This is a genomic window from Salinimonas iocasae, assembly GCF_006228385.1.
In the GTDB taxonomy this organism is placed as follows: domain Bacteria; phylum Pseudomonadota; class Gammaproteobacteria; order Enterobacterales; family Alteromonadaceae; genus Alteromonas; species Alteromonas iocasae.
Genome location: NZ_CP039852.1, coordinates 2,806,292 through 2,819,777 on the forward strand (window position 1 = coordinate 2,806,292; position 13,486 = coordinate 2,819,777).

Annotated in this window: 12 protein-coding genes; 3 read left to right on the top strand and 9 right to left on the bottom strand. The window is 48.0% G+C overall.

Going from position 1 to position 13,486, the window contains the following annotated elements; genetic code table 11:
* Positions 1-19: 19 nt before the first annotated feature.
* The 5 genes from FBQ74_RS12445 to metA form a co-directional block, all read right to left on the bottom strand.
* Positions 20-2,041, bottom strand: coding sequence for a methyl-accepting chemotaxis protein (locus FBQ74_RS12445; protein WP_139756969.1), 2,022 nt, complete (start codon positions 2,039-2,041; stop codon positions 20-22).
* Positions 2,042-2,129: 88 nt separating this feature from the next.
* Positions 2,130-2,723 carry a DUF938 domain-containing protein gene (locus FBQ74_RS12450; RefSeq protein ID WP_139756970.1) on the bottom strand — a complete coding sequence of 198 codons (594 nt, stop codon included), beginning with the start codon at positions 2,721-2,723 and terminating at the stop codon, positions 2,130-2,132.
* 32 nt (positions 2,724-2,755) lie between these two features.
* On the bottom strand, positions 2,756-5,377 hold the full coding sequence (gene metH / locus FBQ74_RS12455; RefSeq protein WP_139756971.1) for a methionine synthase: 2,622 nt from the start codon (positions 5,375-5,377) through the stop codon (positions 2,756-2,758).
* An 8-nt stretch (positions 5,378-5,385) separates the two neighbouring features.
* Positions 5,386-6,447, bottom strand: a complete 1,062-nt coding sequence (locus FBQ74_RS12460; protein WP_139757958.1) for a homocysteine S-methyltransferase family protein — start codon at positions 6,445-6,447, stop codon at positions 5,386-5,388.
* Positions 6,443-7,387, bottom strand: a complete 945-nt coding sequence (gene metA / locus FBQ74_RS12465; RefSeq protein WP_139756972.1) for a homoserine O-acetyltransferase MetA — start codon at positions 7,385-7,387, stop codon at positions 6,443-6,445. Before metA ends, FBQ74_RS12460 begins: the two co-directional genes overlap by 5 nt.
* Positions 7,388-7,993: 606 nt before the next feature.
* Between metA and FBQ74_RS12470 the strand changes: the two genes are divergently transcribed.
* The 3 genes from FBQ74_RS12470 (at position 7,994) to FBQ74_RS12480 (ending at position 10,752) form a co-directional block, all read left to right on the top strand.
* Positions 7,994-8,869, top strand: a complete 876-nt coding sequence (locus FBQ74_RS12470) for an endonuclease/exonuclease/phosphatase family protein (protein WP_168190662.1) — start codon at positions 7,994-7,996, stop codon at positions 8,867-8,869.
* Between the two features lie 302 nt (positions 8,870-9,171).
* On the top strand, positions 9,172-9,861 hold the full coding sequence (locus tag FBQ74_RS12475; protein ID WP_139756974.1) for a hypothetical protein: 690 nt from the start codon (positions 9,172-9,174) through the stop codon (positions 9,859-9,861).
* 120 nt (positions 9,862-9,981) lie between these two features.
* Positions 9,982-10,752 (top strand): hypothetical protein, encoded by a 771-nt coding sequence (locus tag FBQ74_RS12480; protein WP_139756975.1) that lies wholly within the window; start codon positions 9,982-9,984, stop codon positions 10,750-10,752.
* 169 nt (positions 10,753-10,921) lie between these two features.
* Here the strand turns inward: FBQ74_RS12480 and FBQ74_RS12485 are convergent, their stop codons facing one another.
* From FBQ74_RS12485 to FBQ74_RS12500, 4 genes are all read right to left on the bottom strand, one after another.
* A complete protein-coding gene (locus tag FBQ74_RS12485) occupies positions 10,922-11,335 on the bottom strand; it encodes a DUF2802 domain-containing protein (protein ID WP_139756976.1) in 414 nt (137 codons plus the stop codon).
* 104 nt (positions 11,336-11,439) lie between these two features.
* Positions 11,440-11,931 (bottom strand): chemotaxis protein CheW, encoded by a 492-nt coding sequence (locus tag FBQ74_RS12490; protein WP_139756977.1) that lies wholly within the window; start codon positions 11,929-11,931, stop codon positions 11,440-11,442.
* A 26-nt stretch (positions 11,932-11,957) separates the two neighbouring features.
* Positions 11,958-12,713: a chemotaxis protein CheW gene (locus FBQ74_RS12495; protein ID WP_139756978.1), complete on the bottom strand. Its 756-nt coding sequence runs from the start codon at positions 12,711-12,713 to the stop codon at positions 11,958-11,960.
* On the bottom strand, positions 12,706-13,485 hold the full coding sequence (locus tag FBQ74_RS12500; protein WP_139756979.1) for a ParA family protein: 780 nt from the start codon (positions 13,483-13,485) through the stop codon (positions 12,706-12,708). The genes FBQ74_RS12495 and FBQ74_RS12500 overlap by 8 nt, the downstream gene beginning before the upstream one ends.
* Position 13,486 lies beyond the last annotated feature (1 nt).

A 13,486-nucleotide genomic window follows, 5' to 3' on the forward strand; every position in this document is an offset into this window, starting at 1 on the left:
TTTTAATAGCCGTGTACTATCAGGTTTTGAACTGATTAACGACCTGCTGCAGCTCATCGGCGACTCCGCTCAACTGCGTAGCCTGTGCTGCCAGTTCAAATGCATGTTCGCTGGTACGGTCACTTAAACCAGTGATTTTTACCAGCGACCGGTTGATATCTTCGGCCACCACACTTTGTTGTTCAGTGGCATGAGCAATATGACCACTTTGCGATTGCACAGTGCCGATTGACTGACTGATACGCTCCAGCGCAGAAACCACAGATGCAGTTTTCTCAACGCCTCGCTCAGACCGCTCTTTGCCCTGCTGCATAACTTTGTCGGTCTGCTCAGCCATACTTTGCAAACGCTCAACCATACGGCGAATGTCGTCAGTAGAATCCTGCGTTCGACTTGCCAGTGAGCGTACCTCATCGGCAACCACCGCAAAGCCTCTGCCCTGCTCGCCAGCCCTTGCTGCTTCAATTGCTGCATTAAGTGCAAGCAGGTTAGTTTGTTCAGCGATACTGTTAATTACATCGATCACCGCACCGATATTATCTGATTCCTGGCTGAGTCCGTTAACCACTGACACCGCATCGTTGATAGCGTCGGCAAGCGCCTTAATCTCAGACATGGTATTTTGTGCCTCGACAGTGCCACTTCGTACTTCCTCATCGGCCAGGGTCGCCGCCTGGCTCGACTGTGCAGCATTATCGGAGATTTCAGTTACCGTGGCCGCCATTTCGGTAACGGCGGTGGACACATTATCAACCTGATCCCGCTCCTGAGAAATTTCAGCACTGGTGTTCTGCGAAACGTCTTTAAGCTGTTGGGCTGCAGCCGCAACCGCCTGCGTATTCATCGCGGTCTGACTCAGCAGCTCCCGTAATTTATCGGTAAAGCGGTTAAACTCTGTCGCCAGCTCGCCAATCTCATCGTTGGAGCGCACATCAAGGCGTTTGGTTAAATCGCCATCACCGCGGGCAATCTCTGCCATCGCTTTTTTCATTCTTAAAATTGGTGCAACAACGGTGGAGCCGGTGGCATAGGTAATTGCCAGCACCAGCGCAATGATAATCAGAGCGACAATAACAGCAGTGTAAAAAGCCTGTTCTACCGGCGCTGTTACCAGCGACTCGGGTACCAGCAGGCCCATAGACCAGTCCATTTTAGCGCCGCCGATAGTGACATGTTCAAAGACCACAACGTAATCTTCGCCTTGCCACGTGACATTCATCATGCCTTTCTTCTGCGATTGAATAGACGCGGCAACATCGTCAAAGCCTGTTGAGTCATTAAATTGTGAATCGAATTCTGCCAGCGGGGTATGTAGTGGTAGTGCCTTTGTCTCAGGCGGGAAATAAACAATGTTCTGCTCATTGTCTAACAGAAACGCGGTACCTTCATTCTGGTATTTGACTTTCTCCAGCACATCACCCAGCGTACTAATAAGAATATCAATGCCGCCCACACCCAGAAGCTGACCGTTGCGGGAGACTGATGATTGAATTACAGCAGACACGCTACCATCCTGCGAATCGACTGCTGGTTTACTCACATACAGCTCGCCTATCTCAACCGCCTGGTTAAACCAGGGCCGCTTGGTAGTGAAATAGCCCTTGGCAGAATCATTTGCATCAGGTCCCTCGGACTCAACACCCACCCGACCTGCTTCGTAAAAATACTCGCCGGTCAGCGCAGAGCCGAAAAACGCAGATTTGATATTGTCGTCGGCTTCGCTGATGTTTTCAAACAGCTGAAAAACTGTTTCAGACTGAGGCATTGCGGAGTCAGGTGCACCCCGTTGGGTATGGTCAGCAAAAAAGTTTTGCAGGAAGGGGTTACTCAAAAAAGTTCGGGCGACTTCTGCATAGCGGGCAAAAAAGCCCTCGACATTTTCCGCCTCCAGAGCGACCCGGCTGGCTAAATCGTCTTCAACAGATTTGCGTGCAACCTGGCCGATATAAGTGACTGCGATGATGGCAACAACTGCTAAAACAGCAGCAATGCTACCACCTACTATGAGCATAAATTTTTTACGTAAAGATAACGACATCATGAATTATTTTTTTTATTTCACTTATCTATAATGTCGACAGTAGCACAAGAAACTTTATTAAAACCAGTTGAAACACTTTTCAATTTTATTAAAAGCCGCTATCTTTTTGCCACTCCAGCAACAGATTATTCGCCGGCATCTGGTGGATTGTTTTGAGCTGCAACGAAGGCGCCCACTGCTGAAGCTCTTCGATGTCTCTGTACCCCCCGTATCCCTGACTTATCAGTTTGTGATGAAACGCTTCATTACTTTCACTGTTAAAGCGCCCATCCTGAATAAACGGGCCATACTGGCAGAATACACCGGTATCAGGCAACGTTGATGCAACCTGTTCCATCATTGACTGTACTTCTGCGCTTTGCATGATGTGCGCAGTATTGGCCGTAAAAATCCCGTCAGCCTGTATCTCAGGTAACGGCTCCTCCCCGATGGTTAACGACAATGGCCGGTGCAGATTAGTAGCCGGATGCAGATCGATCCAGCAATTAATGCCTTCATGATAATGCGGCTGATCGCTGGTATACCATTGCAGATGCGGTAGCTGGCTGGCAAAAAACACCGCATGCTGCCCTGTACCGCTGCCTATTTCTAATACCACCTGACTGCTTTCAAATGCCTGTGACAGAATTGCGAGAATGGGCTGTTTGTTGTTCTCGCAAGCCTGACTATAAGGTTGGTTCATAAATTCTGCCTGATAATTTTCATAAGCACCTGTTAATTCAGATTCGGCCCAAGCCATTTACGTGCGGTGTCGATATCCCAGCCCTTACGCTGCGCATAATCTTCAACCTGATCTTCCTGGATTTGCGCTACCGCAAAGTAACGGGCCTGTGGGTGAGAAAAATACCAGCCGGATACTGACGCCCCGGGCCACATGGCATAACTTTCTGTCAGCGACATTTCTGTATGCTTTTCAGCATCGAGTAAATCCCAGATAAGTTGCTTCTCTGTATGTTCGGGACAGGCCGCGTAACCCGGTGCCGGTCGAATCCCCTGATACTTTTCCCGGATAAGCGCGTCATTGTCCAGGTTTTCTTCTGGCGCATATCCCCAGTAATGCTTTCTTACCTGTTCATGCAGATATTCGGCAAACGCTTCAGCCAGGCGGTCCGCCACGGCTTTAACCATGATAGCGTTGTAATCATCGCCAGCCTGGTCAAACGCTTTTGCCAGCGCCTCTTCGCCTATACCCGCGGTGACGGCGAACGCACCAATATAATCTTCTACGTTACTGCCTTTTTCGGCCACAAAATCTGACAGGCAATAATTCGGAAATTTCTCTTTGAGCGTTTGCTGACGCAAATGATGAGAAACACCAATAATGGTGCTGCGGGTATCATCCGCATAAATTTCGATATCATCACCGCGCCGGTTGGCCGGAAACAGCCCGACAACCCCTTTTGCCTGCAGGCTGTTATTGGTAATAACATCATCCAGCATGGTATTCGCATCTTCAAACAAGGTACGGGCCTGCTCACCCACTACCTCATCATTAAGAATGCGTGGATATTTGCCCGCCAGTGACCAGGTTAAAAAGAAAGGGGTCCAGTCGATATAATCACGCAGTGTTTGCAAATCAACCGTCACCGGCGTCACGCCGGGTTGGTTTGGCTTTACCGGTGGCTCAGAAAAGTCGACGTTTGCCGCGTTATCTCTGGCCTCCTGAATGGTAATCGGTCTGGAGCGTGGCTTTTTACGGGCGTGCTGATCGCGCACCTTATCGTACTCTTTTGCCAAATCCGCAGCGTATATATCCCGGCTCGCCCGGTTCAATAGCTTCTGGCAAACCCCAACCGCACGACTGGCATTTGCCACGTAAGCCACCGGCGCATGATAATTTTGCTCTATCTTAACTGCTGTATGTGCTTTGGATGTTGTGGCACCACCAATCAGCAGCGGTAAATCAAATTCCTGGCGTTCCATTTCTTTTGCAACATGGACCATCTCATCCAGCGAAGGAGTAATTAGACCGGATAAGCCAATCATATCAACATTCTCTTCCCGCGCGGTCTGCAGAATCTTTTCACAGGGCACCATGACGCCTAAATCGATAACCTCGAAGTTATTACACTGCAACACTACGCCCACAATATTTTTACCGATATCGTGAACATCACCCTTTACTGTAGCCAGCAATATTTTGCCGGCACTTTTATTATCGTCGCTCTTTTCCGCTTCGATATAAGGCTGCAGATGCGCTACCGCTTTTTTCATAACGCGTGCCGATTTCACCACCTGCGGTAAGAACATCTTCCCCTCACCAAACAGGTCTCCGACCACGTTCATGCCATCCATCAACGGCCCTTCAATAACATGCAAAGGTCGTTCAGCCTGCTGGCGTGCCTCCTCGGTGTCATCAATGATGTAATCGGTAATACCTTTTACCAGCGCGTGTTCCAGACGTTTATTCACGGACGCCTCACGCCAGGATAAATCTTCCTTGGCCGCCGCTTTACCGTCTCCCTGATAATTGGGCGCGATGTCCAGCAGTCGTTCGGTAGCATCGTCACGCCGGTTTAATATGACGTCTTCAACGGCTTCGCGTAGCTCATCCGGAATCTCGTCGTAAACTTCCAACTGCCCTGCGTTAACGATGCCCATATCCATCCCGGCCCGGATAGCGTGATACAAAAACACTGAGTGCATGGCTTCACGCACCGGATTATTACCACGAAATGAAAACGAGATATTGGAAAGGCCGCCGGAAATATGCGAGTGCGGACATGTCTTACGAATTTCGCGCGTGGCTTCGATAAAATCCACAGCGTAATTGTTATGCTCTTCAATGCCCGTAGCGACCGCAAAAATGTTCGGGTCAAAAATAATGTCTTCCGGTGCAAAGCCTACTTTTTCAGTCAGGATTTTATAGCTGCGCTGACAAATTTCGACCTTACGGGCCTGTGTGTCAGCCTGCCCTTTTTCATCAAATGCCATTACTACTGTGGCTGCGCCATAGCGCTTTATCAGCGTGGCCTGATGAATAAATTGTTCCTCACCTTCTTTGATACTGATTGAGTTAACAATAGCCTTACCCTGCACGCACTTAAGGCCGGCCTCAATAACTTCCCATTTAGATGAGTCAATCATAATGGGCACGCGGCTGATGTCAGGCTCTGAGGCGATTAAGTTCAGAAATGTGGTCATTGCTTCCACCGAATCCAACATGGCTTCATCCATGTTCACATCGATAATCTGCGCGCCGTTTTCCACCTGCTGACGCGCAACATCCAGTGCCGTTTCATACTCGCCGTCCATAATCAGGCGCTTGAAGCGGGCTGAGCCGGTAACGTTAGTTCGCTCGCCGATATTAATAAATGTAGAAAATTCTGCTGTCACAATTCCCCCTAATGGACAAATGGTTCAAGACCGGACAAACGCATTTTCACGTCAAACCGGGGAACGTCGCGTGGCGGAAGCGCCGCTACGGCATTTGCTAGCGCCTGAATATGTTCCGGCGTGCTGCCGCAACAGCCGCCGACAATATTGACCAGCCCGGACGACGCCCATTCCTGAATGTGCGCAGCCATCTGGTCAGCTTCAAGATCATATTCACCAAACTCATTCGGCAAGCCAGCGTTTGGATGCGCAGACACCAGACATTCTGAAATCGCCGCGATTTCAGCCACATACTGACGTAATAAATCTGGGCCTAATGCACAGTTCAGCCCAAAGGAGAACGGTTCGATATGACGCAGGGAATAGTAAAAGGCTTCAGCCGTCTGGCCTGATAATGTCCTGCCCGATGCGTCGGTGATGGTACCTGACACCATAACCGGTAGCCGCTCACCGAGCCTGTCGAACACACCCTGCACGGCAAATGCCGCTGCTTTGGCGTTGAGCGTGTCGAATATTGTTTCCAGCATAATAATATCAACGCCGCCTTCAATCAGTGCCTCGCACGATTCGGTGTATGCTGCCACAAGCTGATCGAAAGTCACATTGCGCTTGCCGGGATCGTTAACATCCGGTGAAATGGAGGCCGTGCGGTTTGTAGGCCCTAACACACCTGCCACAAAACGCGGTTTATCAGGTGTCTGCCGGGTAAAGTCATCAGCGGCCCGGCGTGCAATTTTCGCAGACTCAATATTAATCAGTCGCGACTCTGCCTGCATACCATAATCGGCCATCGCAATGGGAGTGGCATTAAATGTATTTGTCTCAATAATATCAGCACCGGCCGCCAGGTAATCACAGTGAATCTGATAAACCAGGTCAGGTTGGGTTACCGACAACAAATCGTTGTTACCTTTAAGCTCGCTGGGCCAGTCTGCATACTGCTCACCCCGATAATGTGACTCATCCAGTTTATGCTGCTGAATCATCGTTCCCATTGCGCCATCTAATACAAGAATCCGCTCTTGCGCTGCGTTTGAGAGTTGGTCAAAACGATTACTGGTCACACTAATCCTCGTTACTTGGTGAATCACTGCCTGACAGTGAGTTTAAATCATACGGTGTGGTCTGATAAACGTGATAATTCAGCCAGTTGGTAAATAACAGGCTGCCGTGGGAGCGCCACCGCACCAACGGTGACTGCGAAGGGTCGTCCTGCGGATAGTAATTCACAGGAACGACAGGCGAAAGGCCGGCATCGGTGTCGCGCTGAAATTCTTCGTGCAGCGTTTCCGGATCGTACTCCGGGTGTCCGGTTACAAATACTTTACGCTTGTCATCACTGGCAGCAATATACGCCCCGGCATCAGATGATTCAGCAAGAACGCTCAGTCCATCTACCCCACTATATTGGGCCGATTCAATATGACCAAAACGAGAGTGTGGTGCAAAAAACACCGGGTCAAACCCTCGTAGCAGTTCATTGTGTTGGTCCAGGACCTGATGTTCGAACACGCCCGATATTTTTTCTGCCCGCAAATGACGGTTTACCCCATAGTGATGAAACATAGCCGCATGCGCTGCCCAGCAAAGATACAGCGTAGATTGCACATTTTTTTCTGCCCAGTCGAAGATCGCCTGCATGTTAGACCAATACTTCACCTGCTCGTAATCCAAATGTGCAAGTGGGGCCCCCGTTACCATCAGCCCATCATATTTTTTGTGCGCCACCTGAGAAAACTCATGATAAAACGCATCCATATGGGACTGCGGCGTATTCTTGGGTGCCTGATTATCAATACGAATTAAATCGACATTAATCTGCAGCGGTGTATTGGACAGTAGCCTTAACAGTTGCACTTCCGTTTCAATTTTATTCGGCATCAGATTCAGGATACCGACTTCCAGCGGACGAATATCCTGATGCGAAGCTCGCAGGCTGTCCATGGTGAAAATATTTTCTCCCAGCAAGACATCCTGTGCCGGAAGTTGTTCGGGTATTCTGATTGGCATGCTGGCTCCACACTTATCCTGATTCGATCATTGTGGCGACATGACAGAAGATGTCAACACATTTACGTCTAGACGTCTAAACGTTTTCTGTGATTGTGAGAGATGGTGGTTCTGTTTGGGTAATGATAGTAAATTTGGGAACGCTGATTGGAAACTGGTAGTTCAAGCTTTTAGCTTTTTTCCCTGGCTATTCAATTTACATATCTGTTCGGGAGAGTAGCCCAAGCAGCGTCTCCAACGAGCGAATCCCTGCCCGTGTCGAGGCTCTCTATGCGTTCTAGCAAAAGCAATTGGGCAAGGTCGCACCATCTGATTATCAATGATAACAGGGCGTTTCATGATGCTGTTAAGCGATGAACGTGGTCATCGAGTTATGCTTTTATTGAGGAAACAGGAACACCGGTGCTCTATATGGTTACCGAAATCACCGGTCTAGAATGATAGAGTGTGGTTATCCTATATTACTCGGACATAAGTGAAATCAGAGATTTTATCTGGCTGACAATTTTTTCAGGTATTACCAGCTATAGTTAGAAAATGACCCAAATCGCTCTTTATCTCTTTTCAGCGTTGCTGCGCACCTGGCGAGACTGCCTGCGAAGCAGCATGTCTGTAGTGGTTTGTCTGACGGCGCAATTTGTCACGAACGCGGCGGTTGGTGATTCCGGTTCACAGGTTGAATACACCAATCATGATGGTGCGATGTACGGCAACCTACCCAACTGTATTCAGGCAATGCAATCCTTTACGATCGCCGAATCCCCCCAGAAGCCGGCACTGCTGCTCCCTGGCAATACTCTCAGCATACTGAGCTGGAACGTACAAAAAGGCGCAGATGAAGGGTGGCTAGCCGATCTCAAAAGGCTGGGCACAGGGCGACAGCTTGTACTGCTGCAGGAAGCATTACTTACTCCGAAAATGCATGATACGCAAACAGGCCAGCTGTTCTGGTCGTTTGCGCCGGGGTACAGCACAGAGGCCTTTCGCAGTGGCCTGCTGATGTTCAGTGGCGTTGCGCCTGATATTGTATGCCGGCTTCAGATCCTGGAGCCGTGGCTTGGCAGTCCCAAGGCTACAGGAGCTGCGTTGTTTGCTATACCGGGTCGAGCCCATGGCTTGTTGGTGGTCAATTTGCATGCAGTGAACTTTAGTTTTGGACTGTCTGATTTTGAGCGTCAATTAACCCAGATTAACCAACTGCTCCGTGCTGTAAACGGACCCGCTGTGGTTGTCGGAGACTTCAATACCTGGCGCAACGGACGACTTAAGAAGATGAAAAAACTGATGAGCGGTGCTGGATTGCGGGAAGTGTCATTCCCGGTGGATAAACGAGTCAGGTTTTTCGGGCTGCCGTTGGACTATATCTGGGCGAGAGGGTTGCGGCGTGAGAGTAGCTTTACTGAAGCGGTGATGACCTCAGATCATAATCCACTCATGGCCACATTTCGACTTGATGGGAGACAAACTAATGCTACCAAATAACGAACTTCGCTCCGTATATTAGTTTACGTGTAATTGCTCCATCTTCGGGTGTTGAGCGTTTGCTCCTTGTCTTGAGTTCAACTTCGTTAAAGTGCCGGTTGCTGCCGATGGTGTTTCATCCTGCGGACGGCAGCTGTGTACGTGAAGCGGACATTCTATTTTCTTTCCCACGCAAACTCAGCATATAGTTTTTAAGGGGGAGCGGGTGCTACTATGAAGTCTCAGTAAAAAGCTCTAACAAAGCGTTGTGCCGGACAAGCCGGTGAACCCGGCGTTATTGTTCACATGAAATAGAGAATCGAATGGAATACATAGTTGGATTAATATCTTTTTTAATCGGAATTGCGGCAGGTTACTTTGCTGCTTATGGAAAAGAAAAAGGTAAAAATCGTGCCTTAAAAGAAGATATTGAAAACTTAGAGGAGCAAAAGCAGCAAGTTCAGGTCAAATACACGAAAGAAATCGAAGAACTCAAGAAAAATAATGTTCTTGATGTTGAATTAAGAAAACACAAGTATGGTGAGAAGAAGAACCAATTCGCAAAACTCTTTACCTTACTCGACGAATTTCACGCCAAAAGCAATGAGATTTTCTTAGAGCGATTTGGCCCGATTCATTCGAAGTTTATGGAAAACTATTTGGTTGATGATGAATCAACCCAAAATGAAGCTATTGCTGAGTTTAACCAAGGCATGATGGCTTTATTTGGTGAGCTACACCAAGAGCATTTAAAGCTCACAACGGAAACAAATAGCATTCGCCTGATTTCATCATCAGTTTTAGATGGTCTTCTGGATCAATTGACAGCTAATGTTGGCGAAGCAACAAATACAGCGCAAGAAATGTTGAGGATGATGGCAAGCCCCGAGTTCTGGGCTGATCAGACGATATTATCACCACTTCAGGCAAGAGCCGAAGAACAAGGCCGAGAGATTGTTTCAATTCGCGACAATATTCGTAAACAAATGAAGGTTGAATTAGACCAAATATAAAACACTAACAGGGCCATCAATTGACAGTTTTTCCGCTACGTCTTTTGTGCTTTAAAATAGTACAAATGCCCCCAATCCAAAACTGCAAATTATGGCAGCGTTACTTTTCGAAAGGTACTGATGGACACTGAAACTTTAGTAAAGCGAACATTGGAAGAGCACTTTAATCTCCAGGTCGAGAAAATCCCTGAGTCGGACAAGCGAACGCCGGACTTCCTTGTGTCCGACGGCATTAACGAATATTTGATAGAAGTCAAAGAGAAAGAGGCAAATCCAGAGCTTGGTGAAGCAAGAGAGGAAGCATTTTCGAGAGGTGAAATTTTCGAAATTTCTGAAGCTCTCGCTACAAAAAGTGTACTTCAAAATGTAGTGCGAGACGGCCGCAGGCAAATCAAAGCACACGTTACTGACGATTCAACTTTCAGAGTAGTTTGGGTTCACTGTACAGGGTTAGCTTACGACGCCACACTAGAGCAAATAATTGCTGGGCTTTATGGTAGTGAAACGGTTGTAGACTTTAGCTCCGGTGAGGCTTTTGCGGGAACTTGCTATTACTTCGGCTTTAGTCAGTTCTTTAAATATAGGGATTCAATAGACGCTGTAATGGTCACTGGCCGTAAAGGTGAGGCTACTCTCTGTGTAAACAACCATTCACCTCGGTATGAGTCTTTCAAAGCGTCTCTTTTAGTGCAATCTATGCCAGTAGGTGTCAGAGACCCTATATATGAAGAAAAGGAAGGTTGTGCTTTTGTAGTCCAAGGCGAGGTTGATCGTAGCAAACCAAATGAAGTATTGAGCTATCTCAAAGAAAAGTACAAAACAGATAAGCTCAACGTAATGAAAATGAGCCATATGGAGGTACATATGGCTGTCCCACATAGAAAAATGTAACAAGCGCAGGCACAAAATTTCCGCTGCACTTCAATTTTGCCCGCGCTGCGGGTTTTGAAGGTCTGCTTTTTGTCTTTAGCAGCCCTCTACTAATGGGTCGTTTGATTTAGTCTGAGCCCTCACCGTCCTTCCAGTTTCAGTACCTCTGGATAATAGTGAGACTTCCGATTTATTTTTTGTGAATAGTAACGATGAGCTCTGCTTCCGCTCTTGGAATATCACATGACTCCATTACTTCTTCTAGTGAGGCGCCCTGTTTGACCAGTTCTGCAGCGCGCTGATACATGCGCATAGACGGGTCCTGCAGTTTTACTTCGCGGATCTGGTTATTAAACCCGGTGATTTCTTCCTGTAATTGCTGGATATGCTTACTTTGCACCAAGGAGCGGTTTTGTTGCTCTTCTACCTGATGCCCTACATCTTTGGACTGGGCGCTTACTGATGCCACCTGTTGCCTGAGTGTCTCCAGTGTTTGCTCGGTGCGCTTACGGTACTGAAAAGATTGAATACAGAATGCCACAAGCAATACCAGTGCAATGGCAGCGATGGCCAGCGCAAGTACAGAAAATTGTGATGCATTCATAGAAAATACCGCATTATCTTTTAGATCAACAGATTAGCAAGTGATGCTGTTTGATAGCAATAAAAAAGCAGGCCCGCTGGCCTGCTTTTGCAAAACGATTGACGTTACAGGTTAGCTAACTCATCCCATTCATCGTCACTGAGCAGCTTATTCAGATCTACCAGTATCAATAATTCGCCGTCACGGTTGCTTACACCCTGGATAAACTTGGCACTTTCTTCTGTACCAACATTCGGCGCGCTGTCTATTTCTGATGTTTTCAGATAAACCACTTCGGCAACGCTGTCGACCAGAATACCCACGACCTGTTCATCGGATTCGATGATCACAATACGCGTGTTGTCAGTCGTTTCTGAGCCGGGTAAACCAAAGCGCGAGCGCGTATCAATAACCGTTACAACGTTACCGCGCAAATTGATGATACCCAGCACATAATCAGGCGCGCCCGGAACCGGCGCTATTTCCGTATAGCGTAATACTTCCTGTACCTGCATTACATTGATACCGTAGGTCTCGTCACCTAAACGGAAAGTCACCCACTGTAATACCTGGTCGTTACTATCTGGTGTATTATTGGTTGCTCTTTCTTCACTCATTAACCTGGCTCCGATTGCTAAGGCGATTAATCCTGACTGCCTAAGCCATTGTTTAGCATTAATATTAGCTGGTTTACATCAACTAACGCACACATTCTTTCTTTTACCATTCCTGCCAGCCAAGGACGCTTGGAGTTGGATTCGCGCCACTTCACTTCATCTTTTGATAAGGTCACCGTGTTGACCAGTTTATCGCTGGCCAGTCCCCACAGGCTGTCACCCAGCATTATCAAATATTGATAGTTTAGTGCCTCTGACAGATTTTGATCGTATTTTTCCGGCATAACCCACATTGCGGTATCCACAACGTTGATTTTTTGTTCCCGGTGCAGCATGACGCCCTTAAACCAATCGGGTTTACCAAACAGCGGCCCAACCTTCTCCAAGTTGTGAATACCACCAAGGGTTATCAGAGGTACCGCCAGGGTCAGACCGGCCACTTCAAAAAATAACGCCTGGAACGACTCCTCAAGCTGATCTTTCAGCGCCATCGCGGATGTTGCCGGATCGCTGACAACCTGGACGTCTGCAGACGCTTCTTCAGACTGCTCTATTACTGGTGTAGTGTCTTCAGACACTACTGCATCTTCTGATTCAGCGTCTACCACCACCTGCTCAAACTGCTCTGTGGTAGCCTCATCATCAAGGAACTGCTCAGAGGCTTTTTCCAGCAGTCTTGCTGTTGTCTGACTAACAGGATCTACAGGTGCCGGCTCTTTAAGCAGACTATCAAGATAGTCCTGCATAACCTCATCCTGTGAAACTGTATTATTTTCAGCCATGAGCTTTACTCACCGAAAGTCTTTCCAGTAACTGTTGATACGCATGCACTCCCCGGGTCTTGGGGAAAGCAACGGATGCAGGAAGCTGTGCCAGGCTGGCGTCGCGAAAACGGGTGTCCACCGGGATCATGCCTTGCCACACATCCTGTTTGTAATCTGTCATTAACCGCGCCTGCGCTTTAATCGCAGCATTTGTGCGCCGGTCGAACATAGTTGGAACAATCAGGGTATCAAACTGCTTATCCAGCGAGCGTCCCATGATTTTCAATGTTTTCATCATTCTGTCCAACCCTTTGAGAGCCAGAAACTCTGTTTGTACCGGTACCAGCACTTTGTCACACGCTGCCAGCGCATTAACCATCAAAACACCTAATACCGGCGGACAATCAATAAGCGCAAAGTCGAACTTTTGACTTACTGTGGCCAGTGCTTTTTTGAGTATCAGCCCCATCCCCGGCTCGCTACCCATCTGACGGTCCAACGTTGCCAGAGCCATAGACGCTGGCAATAGATAAAGCCCGTCGACCTTTGTCGGACACAGACAGTTAAGCACTGTATCGGCATCGATGGTGGCTTTATTAACAAAAATATCGTAAACCGAACTGGTAAGCGTATCGGCATCCACGCCAAAGTAATAGCTAAGGGATGCATGGGGGTCGGTATCAATAAGTAGCACCTGCTTTCCCTGCTGAGCGAGCAGGCCGCCCAGAGTGACTGTCGTGGTAGTTTTGCCCACGCCACCTTTCTGATTGGCAATCGTCCAGGTTCTCACG

Excerpts from the sequence above, each read along its gene's own strand:
- FBQ74_RS12445 (WP_139756969.1), bottom strand. The coding sequence starts at position 2,041 with ATGATGTCGTTATCTTTACGTAAAAAATTTATGCTCATAGTAGGTGGT.
- FBQ74_RS12475 (WP_139756974.1), top strand. The coding sequence starts at position 9,172 with ATGGAATACATAGTTGGATTAATATCTTTTTTAATCGGAATTGCGGCA.
- FBQ74_RS12470 (WP_168190662.1), top strand. The coding sequence starts at position 7,994 with ATGTCTGTAGTGGTTTGTCTGACGGCGCAATTTGTCACGAACGCGGCG.
- FBQ74_RS12490 (WP_139756977.1), bottom strand. The coding sequence starts at position 11,931 with ATGAGTGAAGAAAGAGCAACCAATAATACACCAGATAGTAACGACCAG.
- FBQ74_RS12495 (WP_139756978.1), bottom strand. The coding sequence starts at position 12,713 with ATGGCTGAAAATAATACAGTTTCACAGGATGAGGTTATGCAGGACTAT.
- FBQ74_RS12485 (WP_139756976.1), bottom strand. The coding sequence starts at position 11,335 with ATGAATGCATCACAATTTTCTGTACTTGCGCTGGCCATCGCTGCCATT.
- FBQ74_RS12450 (WP_139756970.1), bottom strand. The coding sequence starts at position 2,723 with ATGAACCAACCTTATAGTCAGGCTTGCGAGAACAACAAACAGCCCATT.
- metA (WP_139756972.1), bottom strand. The coding sequence starts at position 7,387 with ATGCCAATCAGAATACCCGAACAACTTCCGGCACAGGATGTCTTGCTG.
- FBQ74_RS12480 (WP_139756975.1), top strand. The coding sequence starts at position 9,982 with ATGGACACTGAAACTTTAGTAAAGCGAACATTGGAAGAGCACTTTAAT.